Annotated in this window: 20 protein-coding genes and 1 tRNA gene; 10 read left to right on the top strand and 11 right to left on the bottom strand. The window is 67.2% G+C overall.

Annotation, left to right across the window (positions count from 1 at the left end; all coding sequences use genetic code 11):
• Window positions 1-353 precede the first annotated feature (353 nt).
• Window positions 354-1,211 (top strand): DMT family transporter, encoded by an 858-nt coding sequence (locus ABZ664_RS21690; protein ID WP_362512553.1) that lies wholly within the window; start codon window positions 354-356, stop codon window positions 1,209-1,211.
• Between the two features lie 156 nt (window positions 1,212-1,367).
• On the opposite strand, the gene ABZ664_RS21685 is transcribed toward ABZ664_RS21690, so the two are convergent.
• Window positions 1,368-2,666, bottom strand: a complete 1,299-nt coding sequence (locus ABZ664_RS21685; protein WP_362512549.1) for an FAD-dependent oxidoreductase — start codon at window positions 2,664-2,666, stop codon at window positions 1,368-1,370.
• 73 nt (window positions 2,667-2,739) lie between these two features.
• Here ABZ664_RS21685 and ABZ664_RS21680 point away from each other — a divergent pair, with 73 nt between their 5' ends.
• A complete protein-coding gene (locus ABZ664_RS21680) occupies window positions 2,740-3,318 on the top strand; it encodes a TetR/AcrR family transcriptional regulator (RefSeq protein ID WP_362512547.1) in 579 nt (192 codons plus the stop codon).
• Between the two features lie 173 nt (window positions 3,319-3,491).
• On the opposite strand, the gene ABZ664_RS21675 is transcribed toward ABZ664_RS21680, so the two are convergent.
• Together ABZ664_RS21675 and ABZ664_RS21670 are read right to left on the bottom strand one after the other, a co-directional pair.
• On the bottom strand, window positions 3,492-4,079 hold the full coding sequence (locus ABZ664_RS21675) for a GNAT family protein (protein WP_362512545.1): 588 nt from the start codon (window positions 4,077-4,079) through the stop codon (window positions 3,492-3,494).
• Window positions 4,080-4,123: 44 nt separating this feature from the next.
• A complete protein-coding gene (locus ABZ664_RS21670; protein WP_362512542.1) occupies window positions 4,124-4,315 on the bottom strand; it encodes a YdeI/OmpD-associated family protein in 192 nt (63 codons plus the stop codon).
• Between the two features lie 464 nt (window positions 4,316-4,779).
• On the opposite strand from ABZ664_RS21670, the gene ABZ664_RS21665 reads away from it, so the two are divergent.
• The 4 genes from ABZ664_RS21665 (at window position 4,780) to ABZ664_RS21650 (ending at window position 10,113) form a co-directional block, all read left to right on the top strand.
• Entirely contained in the window at window positions 4,780-6,165 is a 1,386-nt protein-coding gene (locus ABZ664_RS21665) for a HAMP domain-containing sensor histidine kinase (RefSeq protein ID WP_362512539.1), read from the top strand.
• 192 nt (window positions 6,166-6,357) lie between these two features.
• Window positions 6,358-7,560, top strand: a complete 1,203-nt coding sequence (locus ABZ664_RS21660) for an acyl-CoA dehydrogenase family protein (protein ID WP_362512535.1) — start codon at window positions 6,358-6,360, stop codon at window positions 7,558-7,560.
• A 196-nt stretch (window positions 7,561-7,756) separates the two neighbouring features.
• The gene (locus tag ABZ664_RS21655) at window positions 7,757-8,926 is read left to right on the top strand and encodes an acyl-CoA dehydrogenase family protein (RefSeq protein ID WP_362513007.1); all 1,170 of its coding nucleotides are present in this window, start codon (window positions 7,757-7,759) and stop codon (window positions 8,924-8,926) included.
• Window positions 8,927-9,009: 83 nt separating this feature from the next.
• Window positions 9,010-10,113: an acyl-CoA dehydrogenase family protein gene (locus tag ABZ664_RS21650; protein ID WP_362512532.1), complete on the top strand. Its 1,104-nt coding sequence runs from the start codon at window positions 9,010-9,012 to the stop codon at window positions 10,111-10,113.
• A gap of 7 nt (window positions 10,114-10,120) precedes the next feature.
• On the opposite strand, the gene ABZ664_RS21645 is transcribed toward ABZ664_RS21650, so the two are convergent.
• Window positions 10,121-10,723 (bottom strand): TetR/AcrR family transcriptional regulator, encoded by a 603-nt coding sequence (locus ABZ664_RS21645; protein WP_362512529.1) that lies wholly within the window; start codon window positions 10,721-10,723, stop codon window positions 10,121-10,123.
• Window positions 10,724-10,949: 226 nt separating this feature from the next.
• Here ABZ664_RS21645 and ABZ664_RS21640 point away from each other — a divergent pair, with 226 nt between their 5' ends.
• Window positions 10,950-11,687, top strand: a complete 738-nt coding sequence (locus ABZ664_RS21640) for an NERD domain-containing protein (RefSeq protein WP_362512526.1) — start codon at window positions 10,950-10,952, stop codon at window positions 11,685-11,687.
• Between the two features lie 52 nt (window positions 11,688-11,739).
• On the opposite strand, the gene ABZ664_RS21635 is transcribed toward ABZ664_RS21640, so the two are convergent.
• A complete protein-coding gene (locus ABZ664_RS21635) occupies window positions 11,740-13,101 on the bottom strand; it encodes a VWA domain-containing protein (RefSeq protein WP_362512523.1) in 1,362 nt (453 codons plus the stop codon).
• Window positions 13,102-13,147: 46 nt separating this feature from the next.
• Entirely contained in the window at window positions 13,148-13,999 is an 852-nt protein-coding gene (locus tag ABZ664_RS21630; RefSeq protein WP_362512520.1) for a MoxR family ATPase, read from the bottom strand.
• A gap of 134 nt (window positions 14,000-14,133) precedes the next feature.
• Here ABZ664_RS21630 and ABZ664_RS21625 point away from each other — a divergent pair.
• Together ABZ664_RS21625 and ABZ664_RS21620 are read left to right on the top strand one after the other, a co-directional pair.
• Window positions 14,134-14,207, top strand: a tRNA-Lys gene (locus ABZ664_RS21625).
• Window positions 14,208-14,657: 450 nt separating this feature from the next.
• Complete coding sequence (locus ABZ664_RS21620; RefSeq protein ID WP_362512517.1) at window positions 14,658-19,535, top strand: hypothetical protein; 4,878 nt, start codon at window positions 14,658-14,660, stop codon at window positions 19,533-19,535.
• 274 nt (window positions 19,536-19,809) lie between these two features.
• On the opposite strand, the gene ABZ664_RS21615 is transcribed toward ABZ664_RS21620, so the two are convergent.
• The 5 genes from ABZ664_RS21615 to ABZ664_RS21595 all read right to left on the bottom strand — a co-directional run bounded on the left by ABZ664_RS21615 (window position 19,810) and on the right by ABZ664_RS21595 (window position 23,294).
• Window positions 19,810-20,250 (bottom strand): ATP-binding protein, encoded by a 441-nt coding sequence (locus tag ABZ664_RS21615; protein ID WP_362512513.1) that lies wholly within the window; start codon window positions 20,248-20,250, stop codon window positions 19,810-19,812.
• Window positions 20,251-20,580: 330 nt separating this feature from the next.
• Complete coding sequence (locus tag ABZ664_RS21610; RefSeq protein ID WP_362512510.1) at window positions 20,581-21,177, bottom strand: hypothetical protein; 597 nt, start codon at window positions 21,175-21,177, stop codon at window positions 20,581-20,583.
• Window positions 21,178-21,180: 3 nt separating this feature from the next.
• A complete protein-coding gene (locus ABZ664_RS21605) occupies window positions 21,181-21,681 on the bottom strand; it encodes a class I SAM-dependent methyltransferase (RefSeq protein ID WP_362512507.1) in 501 nt (166 codons plus the stop codon).
• Complete coding sequence (locus ABZ664_RS21600) at window positions 21,624-22,526, bottom strand: hypothetical protein (RefSeq protein WP_362512504.1); 903 nt, start codon at window positions 22,524-22,526, stop codon at window positions 21,624-21,626. The genes ABZ664_RS21605 and ABZ664_RS21600 overlap by 58 nt, the downstream gene beginning before the upstream one ends.
• A gap of 15 nt (window positions 22,527-22,541) precedes the next feature.
• Entirely contained in the window at window positions 22,542-23,294 is a 753-nt protein-coding gene (locus ABZ664_RS21595) for a hypothetical protein (protein ID WP_362512501.1), read from the bottom strand.
• Between the two features lie 170 nt (window positions 23,295-23,464).
• On the opposite strand from ABZ664_RS21595, the gene ABZ664_RS21590 reads away from it, so the two are divergent.
• Entirely contained in the window at window positions 23,465-24,832 is a 1,368-nt protein-coding gene (locus tag ABZ664_RS21590) for a tetratricopeptide repeat protein (RefSeq protein ID WP_362512498.1), read from the top strand.
• Window positions 24,833-24,840: the final 8 nt, after the last annotated feature.

Below are 24,840 nucleotides of genomic sequence, written 5' to 3'. Positions count from 1 at the left end.
CACTCGAACCTTCGGGCCGGTGTGCTGACACCGGCCGCTCGAACCTCCGGGCCGGTGTGCTCACAGCGACCGCGTTGGCATCCCTCCCAGGGGGATCGCCGGCACGCGGACTCCAGAAGGGGAATCGCCGGCCACCCGGACTCCAGGACCCGGTGACCGTCCGGATCCCAGCCTGGTGACCGTCCAAATCCCGGGCCAGGTGACCGTCCGGGTTCTTGGCCCGGCCCGTCGGAGTGAACAGGGTCTCGTGCAAACCGGCGAATATCCCTACCCGTTCGCCGGGCGCTCTAAGCTTGCAGGATGACCCGTGAATCGCTTCTTTCTGGATGCCTTGTCCGTTATGTGGGGTGGCGATGACCTGGGTCGGGATATCCATCGCCCTGGTCGGCGCGCTGGGCTACGCCTTGGGGGCCGCGCTCCAGCAGTTCGAGGCGGTCTCCGAGGGCGCCTCGCTGAAACTGATGAGGCGGCCCCGATGGTGGATCGGCGGCATCGTCGGTTTCACCGGGGCGTCTCTGCACGCCGTCGCCCTCAGCTTCGCGCCGCTCATCACGGTGCAGCCGATCAGCGTGCTGACGCTGGTGTTCGCGGTACCGCTGGCGGCGATGCTGCACGGCAGGCGCCCGCACAGGGCGGAGCTCGTCGGTTCGGCCGCGGTGGCCGTCGGACTGCTCGGCCTGCTGTTGCTGGTCCCGGTGCACCCCGTGAAACCGCACATGACGAACCCGGAGGCGCTGGGCTTCCTCGGCTGCGTCGGGCTGGTCGTGCTCGTGACCCATCTGGTGGGGCGGAGGATGACCGGCCAGGCTCACGCGCTCGTACTGTCGGTCGCCGCGGGGGCCGTGACGGCGAGCGTCTCCACCTTCGTGCGGGTGGTGGGCGGCGGTTTCGACGGTGACCTGCGCACGCTGCTCAACTGGTTCACGGTCGCCATCCCCGTGCTGCTCGTCTGCGCGGTCGTGCTGCTGCAGAAGACCTACGAGGTGGGCTACTTCGGTATGTCCTACGCCGCCGTTCAGATCGTCGACCCGATCGTCTCCATCCTCGCGGGGGCGCTCCTGCTCGACGAGGCGGTGCCAAGCGGCTGGCTGAACGTGATTCCCGCCCTTCTCGCCGCCGCGCTGCTCGTCTGGGGGACGATCACCCTGGGGCGGCTCTCCCCTGACCGGGGGGTTCCCGCCGCGGTGCGCGAGAAGGCGGGCGTCGTCTAGCGGACATTGTCCGTACGGATTCCACCTGGCGGCTTTCTCGTGTTCGCACGGGTTTCCGCCAGATGGCTTTTCGCGTTCGCACGGCTTCCGTCGGGCGGTTCTCTCGCGTTCGTACGGGTCCCGGAGGTTCTCCGGTGATTTTCTCCGGAGGAACGGTCACGCGGAGGGCGGTGTCCAGCCGAACACCTCGTCCATCGGGCCGTTCACGCTTGAGGGGGCGAGCCGCCAGCTGAGCGTCACCATCGCGTCGCGCAGCCGCACGGCCAGCGGGCCGCGCATCCGGGTCGCGCGGCAGATCGCGGCGGACCGGGCCACGATCTTGGACGTACGCTCCAGCCGCGCGGCGGTGTAACCGGCCAAGAGGTCGCCCTCACCGTTTCCGCCGGCCGCTCTGCCGCTCCCTGTGTTTCCGTCGTACGCTCCACGGCCCCTGCCCGTCGCCCTGGCGGTCCCGCCCGTCGTCGCGCGGCTCTCACCCACCGGTACGGCGCTCGCGCCGTTCGCTCCGGTGCCGCCGGTGAACCTTTCGCCGTCGCCGACCACGTGGGCCAGCACCACCGCGTCCTCGATCGCCTGGCAGGCGCCCTGACCCAGGTTGGGAGTCATGGCGTGCGCGGCGTCGCCCAGCAGGGCGACCCTGCCCCGGTGCATGGCCGGCAGGGGGGTGGCGAGGTAGCGGATGTCGTTTCTCAGGACCTTCTCCGGTGAGGCCGCGGCGAGCAGCTCGGGGATCGGGGAGTGCCAGTCGCCGAACAGCCGTCGCAGCTCGGCCAGCCGGTCTCCGCCACCGCCGCCCGCGGGGACGGCGTCGGTGGCGTAGCAGTAGGACGCGCCCCCGGCCAGCGGCATCACGCCGAAGACCCTGCCGCGCCCCCAGCTCTCGTACGCCTGGCCAGGGACGCCCTCGGCGGGGACGAGCACCTGCCAGCTGGTGACGCCCGCGTAGCGGGGGGCCGGATGGCCGGGAAACAGTGCCGACCTGATGACGGAGTGGATGCCGTCGGCCGCCACCACCAGGTCCGCCTCCACCTCCCCGTCGGGGAGGGTCACCACGCCGTTCTCCGCGTCGACCTCCGAGACCCTGGCGTTCAGCCGGACCGTACCGGGGGTGAGGCGGGAGAAGAGCATGTCGATCAGGTCCGCGCGGCGCAGCAGCACCACGGAGTCGCCACCGTTGCGCGCGGAGGCGGCCTCCACGCTCGTCTTCACCAGCCACCTGCCGTCGGAACGCCGGATGCCGCTGCTGCCCTGGACCACCGACAGCTCGCGGACCTCGTCACCCGCCCCGAACGTGTCGAGCGCCTTGAGTGCGTTGGCGGCGACGGCCAGTCCCGAGCCGACCGGCTCCAGGGACGCCGCCCGCTCGAACACCGTCACGTCCCAGCCTCGCCGCTGCAACGCCACCGCCGCCGCCAGCCCGCCAATGCCCGCTCCGATGACCGTCGCACGTGCCATGACCCTCTCCTTTACTACGAATGTAGTGAATATTACTACGCCTGTAGTTAGACTACAAATGTAGTATCGAGAGGTGAAGTCCCAGCGTGCCGAGCTCGTCGCCGATACCGCCATCGACCTGCTCGCCGATCGTGGAATGCGCGGTCTGACCCATCGAGCCGTGGACGAGGCGGCGGGACTGCCGCCGGGATCGACCTCCAACCTGGCCCGCACCCGGTCCGCGCTCCTGGAACTGACCCTCGCGCGCCTCACCCAGCTGGAGTCCACCGCGTTCGCGGGGGCCCCCGCACCCCCGGGGGCGGACATGATCGAAGCCCTCGCCGAGATGATGGCCCAGGCGCTCTGGACACAGCTGACGGTCGGCCGCCGGCAGACGATCGCCCGCTACGAGCTGGCCTTCGAGGCCAACCGCAGACCGGAGCTGCGCACGATCTACGACAGGGCCGGTGAGCGCTTCCGCGACCTCGCGGTCGCGATCCTCTCCGCCGCGGGGTCGTCCGACCCGGTACGGCACGGGCGCCAGTTCGTCGCCTTCGGCGAAGGGGTGATGTTCGACGCCGTCATCGGCGCCGGAGCCGAACCGGCCCTGGACGACCTCCGGCTGGGGATCAGGGAATTCCTGCGCGGCATGCTCGGCGAGGGAGCCTCATAGGCGCGGAGCCTCGGCGAAGTCCCACAGGTCGCGGAGCCTTACCGGACTCCGTTGCCCGATTCGATGCCGATCCCCGCGACCCCGCGTCTCCGGCACCTGATGACGATGCCGGACGTCGGCCGACCGTCATCGGGCCGCGAAGTCCTGTAGATCGCGGGGCGCGGGGGCGCGGTTCAGTGGGACAGGCCGGTGAGGCGGGCGCGGTGGGCGGGCCACTCGTCGTCGAGGATGCTGAAATAGGCGGTGTCGCGCCAGGTGCCGTCGGTGCGACGGCGCTGGCGGCGCAGGACGCCCTCGGGAACGCCGCCGATGCGCATGATCGCGTTCTGTGAGCGGACGTTCAGGTTGTCGGTCTTGAGCTGGACCCGGTTCACGCCCAGCTTGTCGAAGGCGTGGTCGATCAGCAGCACCTTGCACTCGGTGTTCACCGCGGAGCGCCACACCGACCTGCCGTACCAGGTCCAGCCGATCTCGATGCTGTCGGCGTACCCGGGGGTGTCGATGTAGGTGGTCCAGCCGACCGCGCGGCCGGTCTCCCGCAGGATCACCGCGAACGGCACGTGGTCCGGCGTCCCGGCCAGCCGCGCGGCGATCTCCGCCAGTGCGGCCTCGGTGTGCGGGGTCGGGGCGGGCATCCAGCGCCACACCTCGTCGTCACCGCCACCGGCCAGGAACAGGTCGGGCACGTGGCCGCCGGTCAGCGGCTCCAGTCGTACGCTCTCGCCTTCGAGGGTGACGGGCGCGGGCATCTTCGCGGTCATGAGAACGACCCTAGAACCCGCGGCGGACCTGTCCGAAGGTCCACTCAGGGAGTGTTCCCGGGGACCACTCCGCGCTCGAACTGCCCGAGCCTGCGGCCCGCCGCGCAATCCTCGATCAACAGCGTGAGACGTCTCTCCCTCGTCTCGGGCCGTTTCGCGGTGCTCACCCAGTGCGGCGCGGTCTTGTGGTTGCCGATCAGCCGGTCCTGCACGCCGGCCGGGATGGCACCCCGCATGGCACCGCGCGGCGGGCAAAATGATGGGCTGCCCTCGTTTTGATGACACGTGGTCAGTCAAATCCGTACGAGGCGTTTCTTTTGGGAGAAGACTGGCCGCGATCATCGTCATGGCGCCGGCCACCGCCCACCCGGACGATCCCGCTCACCGCGATCCCCGCCGCTGCCTGGCCTTTCCGCTGTCCAGCCTGCGGACCTCGGGCTACGATCTGCCTGCGCCCTCCACGCCTCGCATACTGGATCCAGGCTCCGGACACTGTTCTACGGGCGTGGATGCGGCGTCGGCCGGAGACCTGCGATGTCCCCGACGACCATGGTTGGCCCGTCCACTTGCTTCTTTCACCATGACATGGGCATTCCGCGCGTTCCAGCTGACATTTACGTGGTTTTGGTCGTGAGTCTCCCCAGGAGCGGTAAGGAGTCGTCACAGGGGGTGTGCGTCTGGCCGTGAGGAGAGGATCAAGGTGAGCACGTGGCATCGGTGCTCCATCAGGACCCGCTTGACCGTGATGGCCGGCGCCGTCATGGCGCTGCTCTGCACTATTGTCGCGGTGTTCGCCCTACTGGAGGTACGGGAAGCCTCTGTCAACGATCAGACACAACGGCTCGCCAACCACGCTGTGGAGATGGCCAGGCAGATACGCCACGGCGGCATATCTCCCCACCCGTCGACGAAAAGGCGCAATGAGGCGATTCAAGTGTTCGACCCGGCCGGCACGCTGGTCACCGCCACCCTGGGCTTCGAGGCGCGTGAGCCGCCGATAAGCAACCTTCGCCCCGATGTCGACTCTTATGTGATTGCGCAGTTGTGTGACCTGCATGCGTTCCCCGGCCAATGCAAGATCGTGATCTCCTACCCCCTGCACAGGGCCGACGGTGTCTGGCTGCTCAACATGGCCGTCGACGATGTCCCCTGGCACGGGGGCCCTCGGCTACTGATCTCGATCGCCGCCGGCTGGCTTTTGCTGGTCGGGGCGACCACGGCGGGCACCTACCGGACCGTGAGCAAGACCCTGGAGCCGGTGGGCGCGATCAGCGGCAAGCTCGCCCAGATCACCGCGAGTGATCTCGGCCACCGGGTGCCGGTACCGAAGTACCAAGACGAGCTGCGAGACCTCGCCCAGACCGCGAACAAGACCCTGGACCGGGCCCAGTCGGCGGTCGAACAGCAGCTACGGTTCGCCTCGGACGCCTCCCACGATCTGCGCAGCCCGCTGGCCGCCATGCGCGTGCAGATCGAAGAGGCGCTCATGTACCCGCAGGAGACCGACTGGCCGCGAACGGCGAACGCGCTGCTGAAGAGTGTGGAACGGCTTCAGGACTTGGTCACCGACCTGTTGCAGATCGCCCGGCTGGACGCGGGCATCAGCGGCCGGCGCGATCCCGTCGACCTGACCGGCCTGGTGGCGGCCGAGCTGGACCGGCGGCCACGCCGGGTCGCGGTGATCCGCCACCTCACCCCCGGCGTGATGATCAACGGAGAGCGGATCGGCCTGGCCCGGTTGCTGAACAACCTGCTGGACAACGCCGAACGCCACGCCGACTCCGCCATCACGGTAACTCTGGCGTTGGAGGCGGGCACGGCGGCGCTGGAGGTGTGCGACGACGGCGAGGGCATCGCCCCCGACCAGCGGGAGATCATCTTCCGGCGGTTCGCCCGCCTGGAGGCCTCCCGCAGACGGGACATCGGCGGCACGGGGCTCGGCTTGTCGATCGCCCGGCAGATCGCCGAAACCCACGGCGGCACCCTCACCATCGAAGACAGCCCCCGTGGCGCACGGTTCGTGCTGCGTCTGCCCGGCTATGCCGCACCCCCCGCAGATCACGCTCACCTGCCGATGGAGGCGTGACCGGGGTTGAGAAACCGGCGGGCGGAGCCGGTCACCGCCTGGTGGGGGCAGACCGTCGCCCCTTTCCGGCGTACTGGGTCTGCTCCTCCTCGGAGGTGGCGAAGAAGACGGGGTTCATGGGTTCAGGGTGGGGGTGTGTCGACAGGCATACCGTCCGGTCGGTACTCTCGCGGGAGACTGTGAGGAGGGCCCATGGATTTCGCGTTCGACGCCAAGACCGAGGAGCTGCGGGAACGGCTGCTCGGTTTCATGGACGAGTGTGTGTATCCGGCGGAGGAGGCATTCGAGGTCCAGGCCGCCGAGAGCGGGTGGGCCAGCCCGCCGCTGATGGAGGATCTCAAGGAGGAGGCGCGCAGGCGGGGCCTGTGGAACCTCTTCCTGCCGGGTGAGCACGGCGCGGGCCTGACCAATCTGCAGTATGCACCGCTGGCCGAGATCATGGGCCGCTCGCCGAAGATCGCTCCCACCGCGACCAACTGCGCCGCCCCCGACACCGGCAACATGGAGGTCCTCTCCATGTTCGGCAACGAGTGGCAGCGCAAGGAGTGGCTGGAGCCGCTGCTGCGCGGGGAGATCCGGTCGGCGTTCGCGATGACCGAGCCCGACACCGCGTCCTCCGACGCCACCAACATCGCGCTGTCGATCGTGAGGGACGGCTCCGAGTACGTCGTCAACGGCCGCAAGTGGTTCGCCTCCGGCGCGATGAACCCCAAGTGCGCGATCTTCATCGTGATGGGCAAGACCGACCCCGAGGCGTCCTCGCACCGGCAGCAGTCGATGATCCTGATGCCGCGCGACACGCCCGGCATGCACATCAAGCGCGGGATGCACGTCTTCGGCTACTCCGACTCCGATCACGGCGGACACGCCGAGATCGTGTTCGAGGACGCCAGGGTGCCGGTCGACAACCTGATCGGCGAGGAGGGCGGCGGCTTCGCGATCGCCCAGGCACGCCTCGGACCCGGCCGCATCCACCACTGCATGCGGCTCATCGGGATGGCCGAGCGTGCCGTCGAGATGATGTGCCTCCGAACCCTGTCGCGGAGCACGTTCGGCAAGCCGATCGCCCAGCAGGGCGTCGTCCAGGACTGGATCGCCGAGTCACGGGTGAGGATCGAGCAGCTCCGCCTCCTCGTGCTGAAGACCGCCTGGCTGATGGACACCGTAGGCAACCGGGGCGCCCACGCGGAGATCCAGGCCATCAAGATCGCCACACCGCGCGATGTGGAGTGGATCCTGGACAAGGCCGTCCAGGCCCACGGCGCCGGAGGCGTGAGCCAGGACTTCCCGCTGGCCGCTCTCTGGGCCGGAGCGCGCTCGCTGAGGCTGGCCGACGGGCCGGACGAGGTCCACAAGCGCTCCCTCGCCTACCGGGAGCTCAAGAAGCACATGTAACCGGCGTCGCCCGTCGGCCGTCCCGCACGTCAGGGAGCGGTGGGTGGTGTCTCCGAGCTGGGGAGAGCACGAACCGACGTGGGTCGGCGGGCGGTGCGAGGCGTTCCAAGGCCGGGCGTGGGGTGCGCGAACCGACGCGAGTCGGCGAAGATTGACGCGGGTCGACGGAGATCGACGAAGGGAGCCGTTCGTGGCGCTGGACGAGAAGGCGGTGAGGGAGCGCGCCGCCGCCTTCCTGGCCGGGCACGACCCCGGCGGGGATCGGCTGGAGTTCCTGAGGGCCAGGTTCGACGCCGGACTCGCCTGGGTGCACTTCCCCGAAGGGCTCGGAGGGCTCGGAGCCGCACGCGAGCTGCAGAACGTGGTGGAGCGCGAGCTGGAGGGGACACCGCAGCTCGATCTCGGGGTGCAGACGATCGGGCTGGGGATGGCGGCGCCCACGATCCTGGCGTTCGGCACCGACGAGCAGCGCGTACGGTTCCTGCGCCCGCTGTGGACGGGCGAGGAGATCTGGTGCCAGCTCTTCAGCGAGCCCGGTGCCGGCTCCGACCTGGCCACGCTCGGCACCCGCGCGGTGAGGGACGGCGACGAGTGGGTGGTGGACGGGCAGAAGGTGTGGACATCCGGCGCCCACCACGCCCGGTGGGCGATCCTGGTCGCCAGGACCGACGTGGACGTGCCCAAGCACCGGGGACTCACGTACTTCGTGTGCGACATGCACGCCCCCGGGGTCGAGGTGAGGCCGCTGCGGCAGATCACCGGCGAGGCCGAGTTCAACGAGGTCTTCCTCACCGGCGTACGGCTCGGTGACGACCTGCGGCTGGGAGAGGTCGGCGACGGCTGGCGGGTCGCGCAGACCACGCTCATGAACGAGCGGGTCGCCATCGGCGGCGCGCCGGTACGGCGGGGTGGTGGCATGGTCGGCCTGGTCACCGAGACCTGGCGCTCCCGGCCCGAGCTGCGCACCCACGACCTGCACCAGCGGCTGCTGCGCCTGTGGGTGGAGGCGGAGGTGACGCGCCTGGCGGGGACGCGCCTGCGCGAACAGCTCTCCGCCGGGCAGCCGGGACCCGAGGGCTCCGGCATGAAGCTCGCCTTCGCCGACCTCAACCAGGCCCTGTCGGGGCTGGACGTGGAACTGCGCGGCGAGGAGGGCCTGGTCTACGACGACTGGACCTTCCGCCGTTCCGACACCGTCGACTTCTTCGGCAGGGGGCCCGGATACCGCTACCTCCGCGCCAAGGGCAACTCCATCGAGGGCGGCACCTCGGAGATCCTGCGCAACATCATCGCCGAGCGCGTGCTCGGCCTCCCCTCGGAACCCCGCGTCGACAAGGACGTGCCCTGGAAGGATCTTCCGCGATGACGGGAACGGGCTCGACGCGGTGAGCGGAGTGGGTCGCGAGGTAGGAGTGGGCCGCGTAGTGAATGAGGAGTGGTGAGCGACTGATGACACTGCTGTACACCGAGGTCGAGGAGGAGCTGCGCGCCTCCGTGCGGGATCTTCTCGCGGACCGCTGCGGGTCCGCCGCCGTGTTGAGGCGGGTCGAGTCCGGAGCGCCGTACGACATGGACCTGTGGAAGACGCTGTCGCGGGAGATCGGGGTCGCGGGCCTGCTCGTGCCCGAGATCTACGGCGGGGCGGGGGCGTCGGCGCGGGAGGTCGCGGTGGTGCTGGAGGAGCTGGGGCGGGCGGTGGCTCCGCTGCCGTTCCTCACCGGTTCGGTGCTCGCGACCAAGGCCCTGCTGCAGGTCGGCGAGGAGGATCTGATCCAGGAGCTCGCCTCGGGGGAGACGACGGCGGCGCTCGCGGTGTCGCTGGCGGCTTCGCCGTACCGGCCGCTGCCGGAGACCGTCACCGTCACGGACGGGGGGATCCTGAACGGCGAGGTGAGGGCGGTGGCGGGCGCGGACGTGGCGGACGTGCTGCTCGTGCCCGTCGGTACGGCGCTCCACGTGGTGGAGGCGACGGATGTCCGGATCGAGGTGGTGCCGTCGCTCGACCTGACGCGGCCGGTCGCCACCGTCACGTTCTCCGACACTCCCGCCGGTGAGGCGATCGGCCGGCTCGACGTGCGAAGGGTGCTGAGCTTCGGCGCGGGACTGCTCGCCTCAGAGCAGCTCGGGGTCGCCGAGTGGTGTCTGAGCACGACGCTCGCCTACATCAAGGAGCGACGGCAGTTCGCCCGCCCGGTGGGCTCCTTCCAGGCGATCAAGCACCGGATGGCCGATCTCTGGCTGGACGTGGTGCGCGCCCGCGCCGCCGCGAGGAACGCGGCCGACCTGCTCGCCACGGACTCGGGACTGCCCGGTGGGCAGGAGGCGGTCCGGGATCGCGAGCTGGCGGTGGCGGTGGCCGCGTCGTGGTGCTCGGAGGTGGCGGTGCGGGTCGCCGAGGAGAGCGTGCAGCTGCACGGCGGGATCGGGATGACCTGGGAGCACCCCCTGCACCTCTATCTCAAGCGCGCCAAGTCCACCGAGGTCGCGTTCGGCACTCCCGGTGCCCACCGGAACGCCCTGGCGGCTCTCGCGGACCTGCCCGCGCCGGTCTGACCGGGGGTCAGGCGGGGAGCGTCTGCCGATCCGGGCGCAGCGAGGTGAGGAGCAGGTCGGCGAAGTGCGCCCCCAGCTCGGGGCCGGAGAGCGCGCCCTCCGCGCTGTACCAGGTGCCCAGGTGGTGGACGGAGCCGAAGAAGAAGTCGACGACGATGTCCGCGGGGATGTCGCTCCTGAAGGTGCCCTCGCGCTGTCCCTCGGTGACCAGGTCGCGGAAGCGCTCGTGATAGCGGCGCCGCTCGGCGCGTACGACCTTGCTGGTGTCGGGCGCGAGCAGGTGCATCGAGCGGAAAAAGATCTTGAAGTCGTCCAGGTTGTCCACGGTGGTCGTCACGACGTCCGCGGCGGCGGAGTACAGGCGCTCGGACACCGGTCCCGGGCTGTCGGCGAAGTGCGTCAGGCGCTCCATCTGCAGGCGCAGCACCCGCCCGTAGATCTCGTGGAGCAGGTCGTCCTTGGAGTCGAAGTAGTGGTACATGGCGCCCTTGGTGACGCCGGCCGCCGAGACGACCTCCTGCACCGACGTGCTCTCGAAGCCCTGCTCGGCGAACAGGCGGGTGGCCTCGCTGAGCAGGCGTTGTCGTACCGGCTCCTGGTCCTGAGTCATGCGTCCCCCATGGTGTGGTGCAGGAAAGCATACCGACTGGTCGGTTACGTCGCCGGTGACTGGCGAATACGTGTTACTTGCGTCACCTTCGCGGCCCAGGGATGGCTGGAGCCCCCGGTTGGGTATTTCATAGTCTAAGGATCTTCAACGTGGCAGGTCCCCCCACCCTTCTCCTTGCCGACCGTTTCAGCCATGGGGGTTCGCTATGCCGGGCGGATCTATCTACGTGACGCCAGTCGACCAGGTCCACGGCCTGTCGCCGCAGGTCATGTACGAGCAGTTCTGGATCAAGGAAGTCGTCCACCGCAGGAAGGTGCGCGCGGTCAAGGCCGCGGCGGGCCTGGTGGTGGGCGTCGCGCTCGCCTACCGGTTCGGCCTGCCCCCGGTGATCCTCGGGCTGCTCGGCGGCCTGCTCGTCGCGGGCGGGGACACGTACTGGACCTGGAGGCAGTACGACGCCACCGCCGTCTGGCGCGGCAAGCGCAGAGGCGAGACCATCACCGCCAGGCTGCTCCGCCGCAAGCTGCGCAGGGCGGGCTACCAGATCCTCGAAGGCCGGGCGATACCGGGAAAGGCCTCGGTCGACCACCTCGTCATCGGCCCCGGTGGCGTCTGGGTGGTGGACAACGAGGCGTGGGACCCCGACACCGAGATCGCCAGGTACGGCGACCGGTTGTTCCTGGGCGAGAAGTACGGCACGAAGGTGGCGAAGGCGCTCGTGGAGGTCGCCGAGTCGCTGGCCGAGGTGCTCTCCCGCGAGTCGGGCATCCCCGTCACCATCGAACCCCTCATCGCCGTACACGGCGGGGAGATCAGGCGGTCGGTCACCGCGGAGGGGATCACCCTTCTCAAGCCCCGCCTGGTCTCGCGCTGGATCCTGCAGGGCCCCCGGGCCGATTTCGACGAGGCCCAGGTCGAGGTCCTGGCCAGGACCGCCGCCCGGGTGCTGCGCCGCATGAGCTGAGCATGCCCGGCCCGCTCTTCGGACGAGTTCCTCAACGCGGCCGGTTCGTTCTTCAGACGAGATCTTCGATGAAGGCCGCGAGCTGCTCGACGTTCCGGCACTCGTACATCGGCACGATCCCGCCGTACGCCGTCGCCAGCGAGTCGCCGCTGTCCCACTGGGCGGTCGGCTCCGGATTGAGCCAGTAGCAGTGCCGGGCGCCGTCGGCCAGGCGCCGCAGCGTCTCCAGCGCGGGCGGCTGATAGTTGGACCGGGCGTCGCCCAGGATCAGCAGGGACGTCTTCGGCCCGATGGCGTCGCCGTACCGCTCGGCGAACATCTTCAGCGCGTGGCCGTAGTCGGTCCGGCCGAACCGCACCATGTCGGCCTCCCTCGTGAGCCGGGTCATCGCCTCCACCACGTCCGCACCCGGCACGAAGAACCGGGTGATCTCGTCCACGGTGTCCACGAACCCGAACGCGCGCACCTTGGTGAACTGCTCGCGCAGCGCGTAGGTGAGCAGCAGGGTGAAGTGCGCGAAGGAGGCGACCGAGTCGCTGGTGTCGCAGAGGACGACCAGCTCGGGCTTGTGCGGCCGGCGCGGCCTGTTGAAGGTGGTCAGCGGCACCCCGCCGCTGGACAGCGAGGCCCGTACGGTCCTGCGGAAGTCGAGGCGGCCACGGTGGCCCAGCCGGTGCTTGACCGTGAGCCGGGCGGCGAGGCGGCGGGCGAGCGGGTGCACCTCCCGGCGGAGCCTCACCAGGTCGGCCTTGGTGATCCGCAGGAAGTCGAGCCGCTCAAGCGGCGGGCGTACGGAGGCGCGGGCGATCCGCTCGATCCCGGAGTCCTCGGCGATCCGGCGGCGCACCTCCCCTGAGACGGCCTCCTCGAAGCGCCTGGTGTTCTCGCCGATCCGCTGCCGGGCCACCTTCTCGGCGAGCCCGCCGCGTTCCCGGCCCGCGAGGACCTCGGCGAGCAGCCGCGCCATGAGCGTCTCGGGGGAGAGCGCCCGCATCACCGGGTAGGAGAACCAGTTCTGCCTGCCGGGACCGGCGGGCTGGCGGCCGAAACGCTCCACCATCGCCCGCGCGAACTCGTTCATGCCCTCGGCGCCCAGCAGCAGCTCGGCGAGCCGGTCGCGCAGCTCGGGAACCTCGGCGCTCTGCGGGTCCGGCAGGCCGGGCTCGGACTCGCGCGGCGCGCGCAGGCCGGTCGTCGAGGCGGGGAACCACAGGTCGAACAGCGTGTCGAAGCCCGGCCGGTGCGAGGGCCGCTTGACCAGCGTGGTGGCGTACGCGGCCCGCAGCGACTCCCGTTCGGTCAGGTCGATCACCTCCAGCGCCCTGGCCGCGTCCAGCCCCTCGGCCGGCGACACCGGCAGCCCGGCCTCGCGCAGCGCGTGCACGAACCCCACATGCCGGTCGAGCAGGCTCACCCCCGGCCCCCCGCCTTGCGAAGAGCGCCGCCCACGCCGTTGCCCTTCACAGGGCGAGTTCCTTGCGGGCGCGTGTCTGGTCGGAGGCGTGCTTGAGGACGACGCCAAGGGTCGCCCCGATCGCCGCCTCGTCCAACTCGGTCCTGCCCAGCGCGAGCAGGGTGTTGGCCCAGTCGATCGTCTCGGCGATCGAGGGCGACTTCTTCAGCTCCAGGGCGCGCAGGGTGGCGACCGTGCGGGCGAGTTGCTCGGCGAGGCTCGCCTCGATCGCGGGCACCTGGGCGAGCACGATGTCGCGCTCGCGTTCCGGCGTCGGATACTCCAGGTGCAGATAGAGGCAGCGCCGCTTCAGCGCCTCGGAGAGCTCGCGGGTCGCGTTCGAGGTCAGCACCACGTACGGCTTCCGTACGGCGGCGATCGTGCCGAGTTCGGGGATCGTCACCTGGTAGTCGGACAGGATCTCCAGCAGCAGCCCCTCCACCTCGACGTCGGCCTTGTCGATCTCGTCGATCAGCAGGACCGTCGGCGTCTGTGAGCGGATCGCCGCGAGCAGCGGCCGCTCCAGCAGGAACTCCTCGGTGAAGATGTCGTCATGCGTGGCGTCCCAGTCCTCGCCCTGGCCGGCCTGGATGCGCAGCAGTTGCTTCTTGTAGTTCCACTCGTACAGCGCTCTGGCCTCGTCCAGCCCTTCGTAGCACTGCAGCCTGACGAGCCGGGCGCCGGTCGTCGCCGCCACGGCCTTGGCCAGCTGGGTCTTGCCCACCCCCGCGGGCCCTTCGGTGAGCAGCGGTTTGCCGAGCGCGCCCGCCAGGAAGACCGAGGTCGAGATGGAGTCGTCGGGGAGGTAGTCGACGGCGTCGAGCCGCTCTCCGGCGTCGCTCGGTGAGGCGAACCACATGTGTGCTCCCAGGACAGGACCGAATGTTGTTCTAGCTTAACCGGTGATCATTGCCGGCCGCTGTCCGCCCTCGGTCGGCGACCGTCACGATTTCGAGGCCACGCCCGATGTGCGCTATTGTTCAAGGGCTTCAAGCGCCGCTAGCTCAGTTGGTTAGAGCAGCTGACTCTTAATCAGCGGGTCCGGGGTTCGAGTCCCTGGCGGCGCACAATACATCTGAACAGCGCGTCCCTTGATCACAGGGGACGCGCTGTTCGGGTTTTGAGCGTCCTATTCGTCAGGGTTTGCCTCCCGATGTTGGCTCCATGCTGGCTTGAACGCCGCCGTCCCAGCAAAAACGATCACCCTGCCTCGCCACAACAGCCATGATCACCATCGGGCTTTAGCGACCCCCTGATCGCCCATCTCCATGGGCCTTACTTTCGGCAAGCAGAAGCTTCGGACGGTCGACATAAGACACCCTGTCTCCGGGGGGAAGCTCATGGCGGCTACGGCCACAGTCCGTGGCCGATCTTCGTCCCTACTTGCGCGTCTCGCCTCCGCCGCCGACCTGATTTCGCAAAAATAGGGCAGATGAAGCGGGAGGCATGAAGCAGTGAAGCGGTCATCGACGGGTGGGGCCGGAACCTCGGGGGGTGTCGGTCATGAGGATCGTTGCTTGGCCTGGTTCGCGGCGCACCTACTGACTGAGGACCGACTGCCTGGCTGGGCCTCCGGCCACCGCGTAGTCGGTGTTGGCAGCCAGACCGCCCGGCCCGTTGACGACGTCGGCGCCGTCACAGATGCGGGCGGCTGGCTGACGGTCCAGGCAAAGAAGAGGCTTCAGCTCGCCAGTGCTGAAGACGGCGCGCTGGCTGAAGCACTTCGGCAACTTGTGGACGCCGTGATCGACGAGGTTCCTAGCTCACCTCCGAACCAGCACTTGCTGCGGTCCCTTGACTGGAATATCGACCGGGTGCTGCTGCTTGGTGACGAGCAGGCGCCGGTAACCGTCAGGGATTACCTAGCTAGAGTGACAGATCGCCTGCGTACCCATCCTGAGGCGGTTCCCTTGGAGGAAGCCGCTACCAACAAACCCGAGCGCGATGCCCTCGGCGTGCTTCTCGCCCATCTGCGGCGGCTGTGGGAGGAACGCAAAGGCGGGCCAGCCGATGACGCCGCCCTACGGCGGCTCCTCAGCCCTCTCGTCGTTCGAGCCTTAAACCTGCGCGACGATGGCCTCGAATACCAAACGGTTCAGGTGATGCTCAACGACATGCTGGTCGACCAGGACCAGGCGCGTGACCTCTGGGAGGCGCTGGTCGCCATCGGCCACGAACTCGGGGAAAGCCAAAGATGGATTGACCGTGACTCGCTAGTGGCCGAGCTTGAAGAACGACGCTTCCGTCTCAGGCCAGTAACCCGGTTGCGGAGAGACATCGCTCACCTACGGCAGACCACCAGAAACAACATCGCAGTGCTCGGCAGCGCGCTCACTCTCACGGCTCCCGAAGGAGACCTGACGCTTGAGCGAGAAGTTGGGCCAATCCTGCACGCTGTGGAGGGCAGCTTCGCGCTGACAGGTGAGCCTGGTACAGGCAAGACGGCACTGCTATGTCAGTTGGCCACTTATCTGGTCGATCAGGGAAACGACGTCGTCCTCCTGAGCGCTGAGCAGCTGCGAGCGTCCGCTGGCCAGACCCGTCTGGAGCTGAACCTCGAGCACGACATCAAGGACATCTTGCTGGGCTGGCCGGGCACTCGTCCCGGCAGATTAATGCTGGATGGCCTGGACCAGACCCGTGGGGAGAATGCCTCTCAGTGGCTACCAACGCTAGCCCAGCAGCTTGCAGGCAGCCGCTGGGAGATCGTTGCCACTGTCAGGCGTTTTGACCTGCGCAACGGCCGTAAATGGCGCGCGATGTTCCGCGGCGCGCCCGTCGCCTCTGCTCATTTTGATTCCTCACTTCAGAGCGTCCGCCACTTTCTGGTCGAGGACCTGCTACCAGGGGAGCTAGAGAGCCTTCTGCAAGAGAGCCCCGCGCTTGCCGACCTCCTCCGAGCTGCCGGAAGCAGGTTGCAGCAGCTCTTGAGCAATCCGTTCAACTTGGACATCGCCTCGCAACTGCTGGCTGATGGCGCCCTCCGCGAGCACGGCAGCATTCGCAACCGGCTTGACTTGCTCGACCAGTACTGGCGGGTTCGGGTAGTCGAAGGTGGTACGAATCCGTGGGAACGGGCTTCGGCACTCACACAGGTCGTTGCCCAGATGATCGCTGATCGCCGACAGCAGGTCGCTCATCTGCCTGACGTCGACGCCGCTGCTTTGCAGGGTTTGGTGAGCGATGGCGTTCTCCGTGACTTGCCGCGGGCAATCGGCCAGCCGCAGCCGCCGATCGCTTTCGGCCATCCGGTGCTTTTCGACTTTGCGGCCAGCATGTTGGCGCTCGGCGAGACCTCCCACGCAGAGAGTCTTGCAGAGGAGTTGGACGCCGAGCCCAACCTGGCCCTACTCCTGCGGCCCAGCATGGAATACCGGCTGGCTATCGCTTGGCGAAATGACCCGACAAGGCATGAATTCTGGCGGCTCGCCCTCAGGCTCAATGCGGAGACATCAGGGCATCACCTAGCCGCCGCTGCAGCGGCCACCGTATGTAGCCGCGAGCTTCTTTCACCTGATGACTTGGCTTCCCTTGCGGAGGCATGCTTGCGCCGCACCCCTGCCGTTGGAGCCCGCGAAAACTCGAGCTCCAACGCTTGCCGCATGGCTTTCTTGATCGCGGCCGCGATAGCCAACTCAGATTTGCAGCCCAGTCCATTTGGGGCATTCTCGCCATTTGTTGAAGACCTTGCGCGTGCGGCTCGCGCTACTGATGACGTCTCCCTTGCGCTGGACGCGGCTCAGCTGCTCAGACGTGCGGCTGGCTCCGGGATATCCCTGCCTAACATAGAAGCAAGAGATAATTGGGTGCAGGTTGTTGTTGACTGCATGGCTGTTGCCTTGGAGGATGTCAACGATCCTGCCCGAGCACGAATTGGGAAGATGCTATCGTGGCCTCTCGCTCGCGCGATCCCCCTCGATGGAACTGCTTGTGAGCCGATCGCACGCGTCGTACTTTCGCATGAAGTGCTGCGAGCCTGGGGTTTCGAGATGGCCAGAGTGCTCATCCAGTGCCTGCCGGATATCGCCAAGAGAAATGCAGAAATTGCTGTTGAGATCGCGGCAGCGCCCTGGGAGTATGAGGAAGATCGCCAGCAGGTTACCAGCTTTACGGATAGTCGGATTCTTGGACTCACCAGCAATCTTCAGCAAGATCTGAATCATCTCCGCTGGAGTGTTTGCGAGAATCTTCCCAAGATTGCATCTGCCGATCTTGAGGCTGCCGTTCGGCTGCTAATACGGATTGCGGAAGTGCCGCGGATGTTCCAGTACGACCGCAGCACTGACACTGGCCGAAGGCCGCGCATTCGCTATGGCGATACTCTGCGCTACGCGGGAGGGCACTCCGAGCTGGAGAAGGCTGTCGACGCCGTCATCGTTGAGATTCAGGCGAAGGCTGAGCATGTGAGCTCAGGGTTGACCAACGCTGAACAAAACGGAAGCGCCGACCAGCAGGAGCTTCGCCAGATTGTTCAGCTCTTGATCTCCACCTTGTCGCACGGCGAGGTCTGGCAGCGTCTCCTGATGCAGGCGGCCAATGCCGAGTCCCCGGCTCTCGCGCACCTACTTGTTCCGACGCTGGAAGCCGGCATCTTCGAACGAGGCCAGACGCGGGGTGCAGCTGGGCTCGTAGCCGCACGCCTATCGCCAGAACTTGACATTGCGATTCACCGCCGGATCGAGGCAGCGATTCTCAGCGCCACGAGCCCAGAAGCCGGTGAGGTCGACGACCCCCGCAGGCAGGAATGGCAGCGCCGCCAACGCGATGCGCTCCTAGGCCCACTCGATCGTAGGAAGATCAGCGAACCTGAAGCGCTCCAGCACCTTGAGGAGCTCGCCAGCGGCGACCGAGATGACCAGCGGCTCCATCGTGGTCGTGAGGACAGTGACCCTGCGGACGACTCCCTGTTCTGGATGGCAGAGGAGCCGCAGGATGACAACGCTGACGACGGTGGCGTAAGTGGGGGTTCTTCTGCCGATGTTGCTGAAGCGCTCCAGAGAGCGAGCGACCATGACCTCGATATCCGTCGGATGGGATACGAGAAGCTTGCCGAAAGTTGGGCGGCTCTGCGACGGCAGCTCCAGACTGACGCATCTCAGACAGCCACAGAAGAAGACCGTTTCCTACTGGTTCAAGGAGCCCGGCAACTTGCGCATAGTGTGCTCGCTCGGCCCGGGCAGCCTTTGGGGTGCGATGTCCTGGCTGTTCTCCAAGCAGCGCTGCCATCTGCGGCAAGTCCTCCACAACATGATGAAGTCGAACCTGGGTGGCGCGTTTGGAGCGCCACGATCACCGTAGAGGCCGTTGAGGGCATCACCACTCTCGCGGGGAGACCCGAATGGCTAGCTGAGCATCAGAACGAGCTATCGGAAGCTGTAACCCCCTTCCTTAACTCGCCCAATGCGCTCTACAGGATGCTCAGTGCGGAGGCAATTCCATTCCTTTTTGAGGAGAGGGCGGCACTTGAGGATCTCGAGGCACGACTCTGCTCCGAAATGGATTCGCAGGTGCAGGCGATTCTGATTTCACTGCTCAGCGGGTATCGCCATGATCTCCCCCTCGAAGTTGATGAGATTCTCCGGCGTATCGCCACCAAGCCTCAATGGGAAATTCTCGCGACAGGCTCGACCGGTGACGCAAAGCTCAGCGATGAAGGCTACGCTGGGTTGGTCGTAAATCTGCTCGTTATTATGGCCACTCAATATGGGACCCCTTATGCCCACGGTACGCTGCAGGCTTGGCTATCCTCTCCGTTGGAAAATCCTCGCCGAGCGGAGCGGGTGCCGAGTTGGCTACGGCGCTTCCTAAATACAGAGGATACGAACTCCTCGGTATCGCAACAGCGGGCTTTTGCCTTGCTCAAGCTCCCCCTGCCAGCAGTTGGAGAGGCGTGGGCCGACGAGAATGCGGCAGTCACGCCAAATACAGAGCGAGCGACGAATGCAGCGAAGGTCGCCGATGGCGTCGTTCAGAACATCTATTTCGCGAGTGGCGCAACCAATGGTGATAAAACTCAGGGAGAACGGGCCACATCGATACAGAAAGCATTCGCCGAACATGCTTTTCCGCTACTGGAGGGCTACAGTCTCGTGCGCCACCCCAAAGTTACTCATCATATTATTCAAACGCTAGATCACATCAGCATTCATGCACCCGAGCGGGCGCTCCTGGGGGCAGTCCGAGCGGCCGGAGGTGACGCCAACTATGCGCGAGAACCATTGGCTCTTAGCGCGGTGCTTCAGCTTATACAACGCTACTTCGCTGATCACCGCGAGTTGATTGTCAGCAGTCCAAAGTGTATGACCGCGGTGAGAACGCTACTTGAAACGTTTGTCCGCCAGGGCTGGGATGAGGCTATCCAGTTCGCCGAACGCCTAGAGGACATGTTTCGCTGAAGCGGCAACCGTCCCAGCGTGCAACCGTGACACCGATGGGTGAGCTTCCCTCCAGGGGTGTCACATGCCGCCACCGGCCCTGTCAGCGCCGCACGCGGTGATCACGCCGCCGTTTTGCTTCGGACCAGAAGGAACGGCTGCAGAGATGACAAGCCCCGCCCGCCGTTCTCCTGCGTTACAGCGGGAGTGCGGCGGACGGGGTTCGGTGGGTGAAGCGTTGGCCTTATCCTTCGGTGAAGGAGGGCCAGCCTGGTATGAACAGGCTGGGCCTCCCCTAGGCGATAGCGACCACCAGGTCCTCCTGCGCGGTCTCGGTTTTGAGGGTGAGGTCGATGTCGGCCCACACGGTGTGGCCGAGCTGCGGGCTTCCATGGACGCCGATGGTCAGAGCGAGTGCCTCTACGAGAAGGATCCCGAACCCGCCCTCCACGAGCTTCCCGCCCGCCGAGGAGGTGAGGAGGGGGCGTCCGGCTCCGCCGAGATCGGTGACGGCCAGGTACGCGAGGTCGTCCAGGACGACTTCGACGCCGAACCAGCCGTCGTCATGTCCGGAGACGGTGTGGAGTACGGCGTTGTTGCACAACTCCGCCGCGATCGTCCCCGCATCGTCGCTACGCGGGGTTCCGGCGAAGAGCCCTTCGACAAAGTGGCGGGCCTCGGACACCTGCTGACGGGTGCCGGGGAAGGTGCGTCGCCACACCATTGGCCCCGGCACTCGGAGCCATTCCTCGGGGCTGGCATAGCCCCACTTTCCTCGGTGCATCGCTGATCTACTTCCAGGATGGGTGTTCCGGCCGCCGGTTGGCGGCCGGTGATCAAACGCGCGGTACGTGGCGGTATCGGGTACCAACTCGCCCATCAAGGTCAAGTTCAGTACACGGCTCCGCCTCCCCACGTGTTTGAGGCGTTCGGGCATGTCACACAGCCTTCCGACACGGACGCCGCACTCCGGCGAGTTCCTGGTCGCGGCTGACCGGTGATGCGGTCCGCAGGTCCTGCGGGGGACCGGAGGCGTGCCAGCGGGTCATGAACGGAAGGAGGGGTGTCATGTCAGCGGCTCTACGTCGGCTGGGCCATCAGGCATGGATTCCCCATAGTGAACGCACTTTCCGGCGCGTGCGTGCGAACGCCATTCTGCGATCTTGTTAAGACCGGTCGCTTCGAGGTCAGCAACTGTCAGCCCGAGGTAGGGGTTCGGCTGGATCAGGATCGTGAGGACTCCGGTCGCGGTGCGGTCGCCGGCCCAGGTCTGATCGGCGGGTGTGAAGTCGTCGTCGATCCAGACGAGTGGCTGGTCATTGAAGAGCCGGGTGATGGTGTCGCGTTTCCAGAGGTAACCGTTGGGGTGGCTGGTGGTGAGCGGGAGGCGAGGCAGGTCGATGTGGTCCCAGGTCGGCAGGCCGAGAAGGCTGCCGACGAGGGGTGCAGCGTCTGCACGCCAACTGGTGCACCACACGGGGGTAAGGGCGTAGCGGGTGGTCAGGTCGAGGACGAGGCGGCCGGTGGCGGGGTTGAGCCAGATCGCGACGGGCTCGCTGTAGCCGGTGGGGGTGACGTGGTGAGTGCGGAAGCCGTTGGGAATCTCTCCAGCGGGGCCGGGGAAGGGGATGTGGACGCCGTCGATGTCGCACAGAAGGTGCATTGGTCAACTCCTGGTGTAGATGAGGACCAGGTCCGTGGTGTCGGTCGCGCGCAGGGTGAGAGCGAGTCGTCCGCCGTGGCGAAGGGCGCAGGCGGCCGCGGTCAGGAGCGGGCGTAGGTCGGCGCGTTCGACGAACGAGAAGGCGCCGAAGATCGAGAGGCAGAGGTCGATGGACTCGGGTGGGCGGGATCGGAGGTAGGCGGCTGCGTCTGTCCGGATGAAGGCGAGACGGGGAAGACCTGCGTAGAGGGTCCGGGCACGCTGGATTTTGAGAGGGTCGTGGTCGATGCCGACCCCCTCGGCGTGGTGATGGATGGCGAGGTGGGCGAGGTTGTGTCCGCTGCCGCAGCCGAGTTCGACGACCCGCCTGCCTGCCAGATCGCCGAAGACCGTGGGTGGAGGGCCGATTCCTGCGGCTCGGGTCCACTCGAACCGGTCGCGGACGGTCAGGCTCGTAGGAGAAGTGCGGCTTCGGTGAGGTGGCGGGAGATCGCGGAGATCCATGCGTCTTCGGCTCCTTCGGCCCACCCGATCGTGAGCTGGTGGGTGAACCAGTCGGCCACCCAGACCCGGTGCCAGCCGAGCGCCCAGCGGGCGGAACTCAACCCGCCTCTTGAGGCCGCCGCTTCCTCGGGGCCGTCGGCGGCGACGTAGGAGGTGATGAGCTCGTTGAGCTTGCCGGTGTCGGGAGCATCGATTGTGCCGTGCCAGGACGCCAGGTCGAGCAGCCCGGGACCGTGGAACGCCCGCGCGAAGTCCAGGAGGTGCGTCTCGGTCTCCGTGAGATGCACGGAGGTCGGATGCCATTCGGAGTGGCACAGCCCGAACGGCGGAAGATCGGTTCCGACGGAGCGGGCATCGGCGACCTTCGCCAGGCCGCGAGCGGTCTCGGTGAGTGCGCCGAGGTCACGTCTGGGGCCGTCGAGGTGAGAGAGGCGCGCACGGATCTGCTCGGGCATCGCGGCCAGGCACATCCCGTCCACGGTCGGCAAGTCTTTGGTGTCGCAGATGGCATGAACGCGAACAGCCAGAGCGGCACCTTCGGCGTCGGTTGCCTGCCGACCGGCCGTGCCGAGGTCGGTCAGCAGCATTCCGAGCAATCCAGGTGCTCGGTCGACCGCCAGGCGGGCCGGGACCCGCAACCCGCCCGCCTCGGCAACCGCCAAGGCGCGGTCTTCAGCGGCGAAGGGGCCTTCGGCGTACTTGAACACCACCGAGGTTCCGTCAGCCAGGTGAAGGCGTTCCACGCCCGAACGTGCCCAGACGCGGATCTCCTCGCGTTCGGCTGGCCCTTGCCCGAGGTTGTCCAGCAGCCGGGCGAGCAGAGCGTTCACCTCGATGGTGTCCAAGGTCTTGGACCTTCCTTATCGATCGGTGGTCGGGATGCGGCAGGCTTCGACGGCCGCGATCCAGCTGTCCTTCATCGTGGCCAGCTCGCTGCGGAACTTCTCCAGCGGAGCGCCGTAAGGGACGACCGCGCCGCCGGTCTGGTTCGGGACGGACTGGCATCCGTGGACGAGACGGCCGCCGAGAGCGGTGTGGGCGCGCACGAGCTCCAGACGGCGGGTCTCGTTGAACCAACCGCCGTGGTAGACCTCGTCCAGCAGGTCACCCTCGGCGTCGGTGAGGTCGAACACCGCGCGGGTGGTGGAGTTGAAGAACCAGGCAGGCCCGATGTTGGAGATCTCGCCGGTCAGCTCGACCTTGTTGAGCGCCATGAACGTGCCCGCCTGCCGGAGCATCATCAGATGCTCCTCGGTGATCTCCGGCATACCGAGATCAGCCAGATGCTCGGCGCGGAATATGTACCGGTACACCTCCCACCCGATCTGCAGGACGGTCGCTGCGTCGCTGGTAGGCGTGGCGTTGGCGCGGATGTAGTCCAGCGCGAGCTGCTCCAACGAGGTGTCCGGGGTCTCGTGAGCGTCGAGCATGTCGCGCCGCACCTGCTGCCAGGGGATGACGAGCCAGGTGTGGTTGGTGAACTTGAAGAAATACTCCTCGGGGTCGAGGGTGACGCGGTGGCCGTCCACGGTGATGCCGGGGATACGGCTCCAGCGGGGATCGAACACCTCGGGCAGCTCGATGCTGATCTTGTTGTGAATGGCAGTGGACACTTCGTTCTCCGTTCGAGAGGACAGGCAGCGGCACCCGTGCGGGACCGTAGGGGAGAGGGTTTTTCGCGCTCCGTGTTCGGGTTCCTACTAAGAGTGGCCCTCCGGGCTCGGGGCGGCTATGGTCAATGGCGTCGCAGAACGTTTAATCGGTTTATCCGTAGGGAGTTCCGATGGCGAGGTACTCCGGCCAGCGTTCCCCCAACGACCTGCTGCGGGGGATGATCGTGGCTTCGGGCTTGAGCTACGAGGGCGTGGCGCGCGCCGTTGTGCGAGTCGCTGCGGAGAACGGGGAAGTTCTGCGGACGAACAAGTCCGCCATCGCGCATTGGGTTGCGGGCGTTGAACCGAATGAACGAACTGTCGGCTACCTCGTCGAGGCCCTCTCGCGCCGCGCCGGACGTCCGGTGACGAAGCTGCAGCTCGGTTTCCAGGCCGACGAGTCGCCGGTGCTGGAAGGCGCACACCCCGTCGAAACCGCGACCATGCTCAGCCGGGCCGATATCGAGAACAGAAGCTTCCTCGCCACCGCTGTCTACATCACGGACCGGGTGAGTCTGCCTCTCGGCTACGACTCAGAGGCGGTGAGCAGACTCCTGCGGGCACGGACCGGCAGCGCGCGAGTCGGTGCCAGAGAAGTGGCCGTCGTCCGGCAGATCACAAAAGCGTTCGGCGCGGCCGATGAGCGCCTCGGCGGGGGCCACGGCCTCACTACCGTTGCCGCCTACCTGGCCGATACCGTCGCCCCCATGCTGTCCGGCCGCTTCGCCGACGAAGCGACACGTCGCGACGCGTTCGGTGCCACTGCCGAGCTCGCCTGGCTGCTTGGCTGGAAGCATCACGACCTCGGGCATGAAGGCGCGGCCCAGCGGTACTACCTCACCGGCTTCCAACTCGCCGTCGAGGCCGACCCGGGTGCCCACGCCGCCTGGATGATGCGCGCGATCGCCCACCAAGCGCTCAGCCTGAAGGAACATAAGCACAGCCGGGACCTCATCGAAGCCGCCCTCAAACGCGCTGAAGGTCGCTGTGACGGTGCCACCGAAGCGCTTCTGCACATCACGCACGCCCGTTCCCACGCCACTCTCGGTGAGAAGGCCGGAGCAGCGAGAGCGCTTCTCGCGGCCGAGGACGCCCTCTCCCGACCAGGCGACCCACAGCCTTCATACTCGCTCCTCACGGGACCCGCCTCCGGCACCGTCGACTCCCATACCGCCAGGACGCTCACCGAAATCGGCGACCATGTGGGCACCGAGGCCCGGCACCGGGCGGCCTTCACATCCTGGGACCCCGTCGCTTTTCCACGCGTCCACCTGCTCACCCACATGGATCTCGGGGACTGCCTTGCCGCTCAGGTAAGAGCCGACGAGGCGATCGGAGCCTGGAGCCAGGCACTCGACCTCGCCGAAGGAATGGCGTCAAGCCGGAGCAGAACCGCCCTGGCGAGCATCCGACCGACCCTCGCCGTATACAAGCGCAGAGGCGTTCCCGGCGCGGCCTTGCTGGAACAGCGCATCCGGCACGCGGCCACCGCCGCGTGAAAGGATCG

This window comes from Streptosporangium sp. NPDC006930 (assembly GCF_040635605.1).
Taxonomy (GTDB): Bacteria; Actinomycetota; Actinomycetes; order Streptosporangiales; family Streptosporangiaceae; genus Streptosporangium.
This window is presented reverse-complemented; position numbering and strand designations above follow the sequence as displayed.

Excerpts from the sequence above, each read along its gene's own strand:
- ABZ664_RS21605 (WP_362512507.1), bottom strand. The coding sequence starts at position 21,681 with ATGGATCTCCGCGATCTCCCGCCACCTCACCGAAGCCGCACTTCTCCT.
- ABZ664_RS21690 (WP_362512553.1), top strand. The coding sequence starts at position 354 with ATGACCTGGGTCGGGATATCCATCGCCCTGGTCGGCGCGCTGGGCTAC.
- ABZ664_RS21645 (WP_362512529.1), bottom strand. The coding sequence starts at position 10,723 with ATGACTCAGGACCAGGAGCCGGTACGACAACGCCTGCTCAGCGAGGCC.
- ABZ664_RS21650 (WP_362512532.1), top strand. The coding sequence starts at position 9,010 with ATGACACTGCTGTACACCGAGGTCGAGGAGGAGCTGCGCGCCTCCGTG.
- ABZ664_RS21610 (WP_362512510.1), bottom strand. The coding sequence starts at position 21,177 with ATGCACCTTCTGTGCGACATCGACGGCGTCCACATCCCCTTCCCCGGC.
- ABZ664_RS21670 (WP_362512542.1), bottom strand. The coding sequence starts at position 4,315 with ATGCGGGGTGCCATCCCGGCCGGCGTGCAGGACCGGCTGATCGGCAAC.
- ABZ664_RS21660 (WP_362512535.1), top strand. The coding sequence starts at position 6,358 with ATGGATTTCGCGTTCGACGCCAAGACCGAGGAGCTGCGGGAACGGCTG.
- ABZ664_RS21630 (WP_362512520.1), bottom strand. The coding sequence starts at position 13,999 with ATGTGGTTCGCCTCACCGAGCGACGCCGGAGAGCGGCTCGACGCCGTC.
- ABZ664_RS21685 (WP_362512549.1), bottom strand. The coding sequence starts at position 2,666 with ATGGCACGTGCGACGGTCATCGGAGCGGGCATTGGCGGGCTGGCGGCG.
- ABZ664_RS21675 (WP_362512545.1), bottom strand. The coding sequence starts at position 4,079 with ATGACCGCGAAGATGCCCGCGCCCGTCACCCTCGAAGGCGAGAGCGTA.
- ABZ664_RS21590 (WP_362512498.1), top strand. The coding sequence starts at position 23,465 with ATGGCGAGGTACTCCGGCCAGCGTTCCCCCAACGACCTGCTGCGGGGG.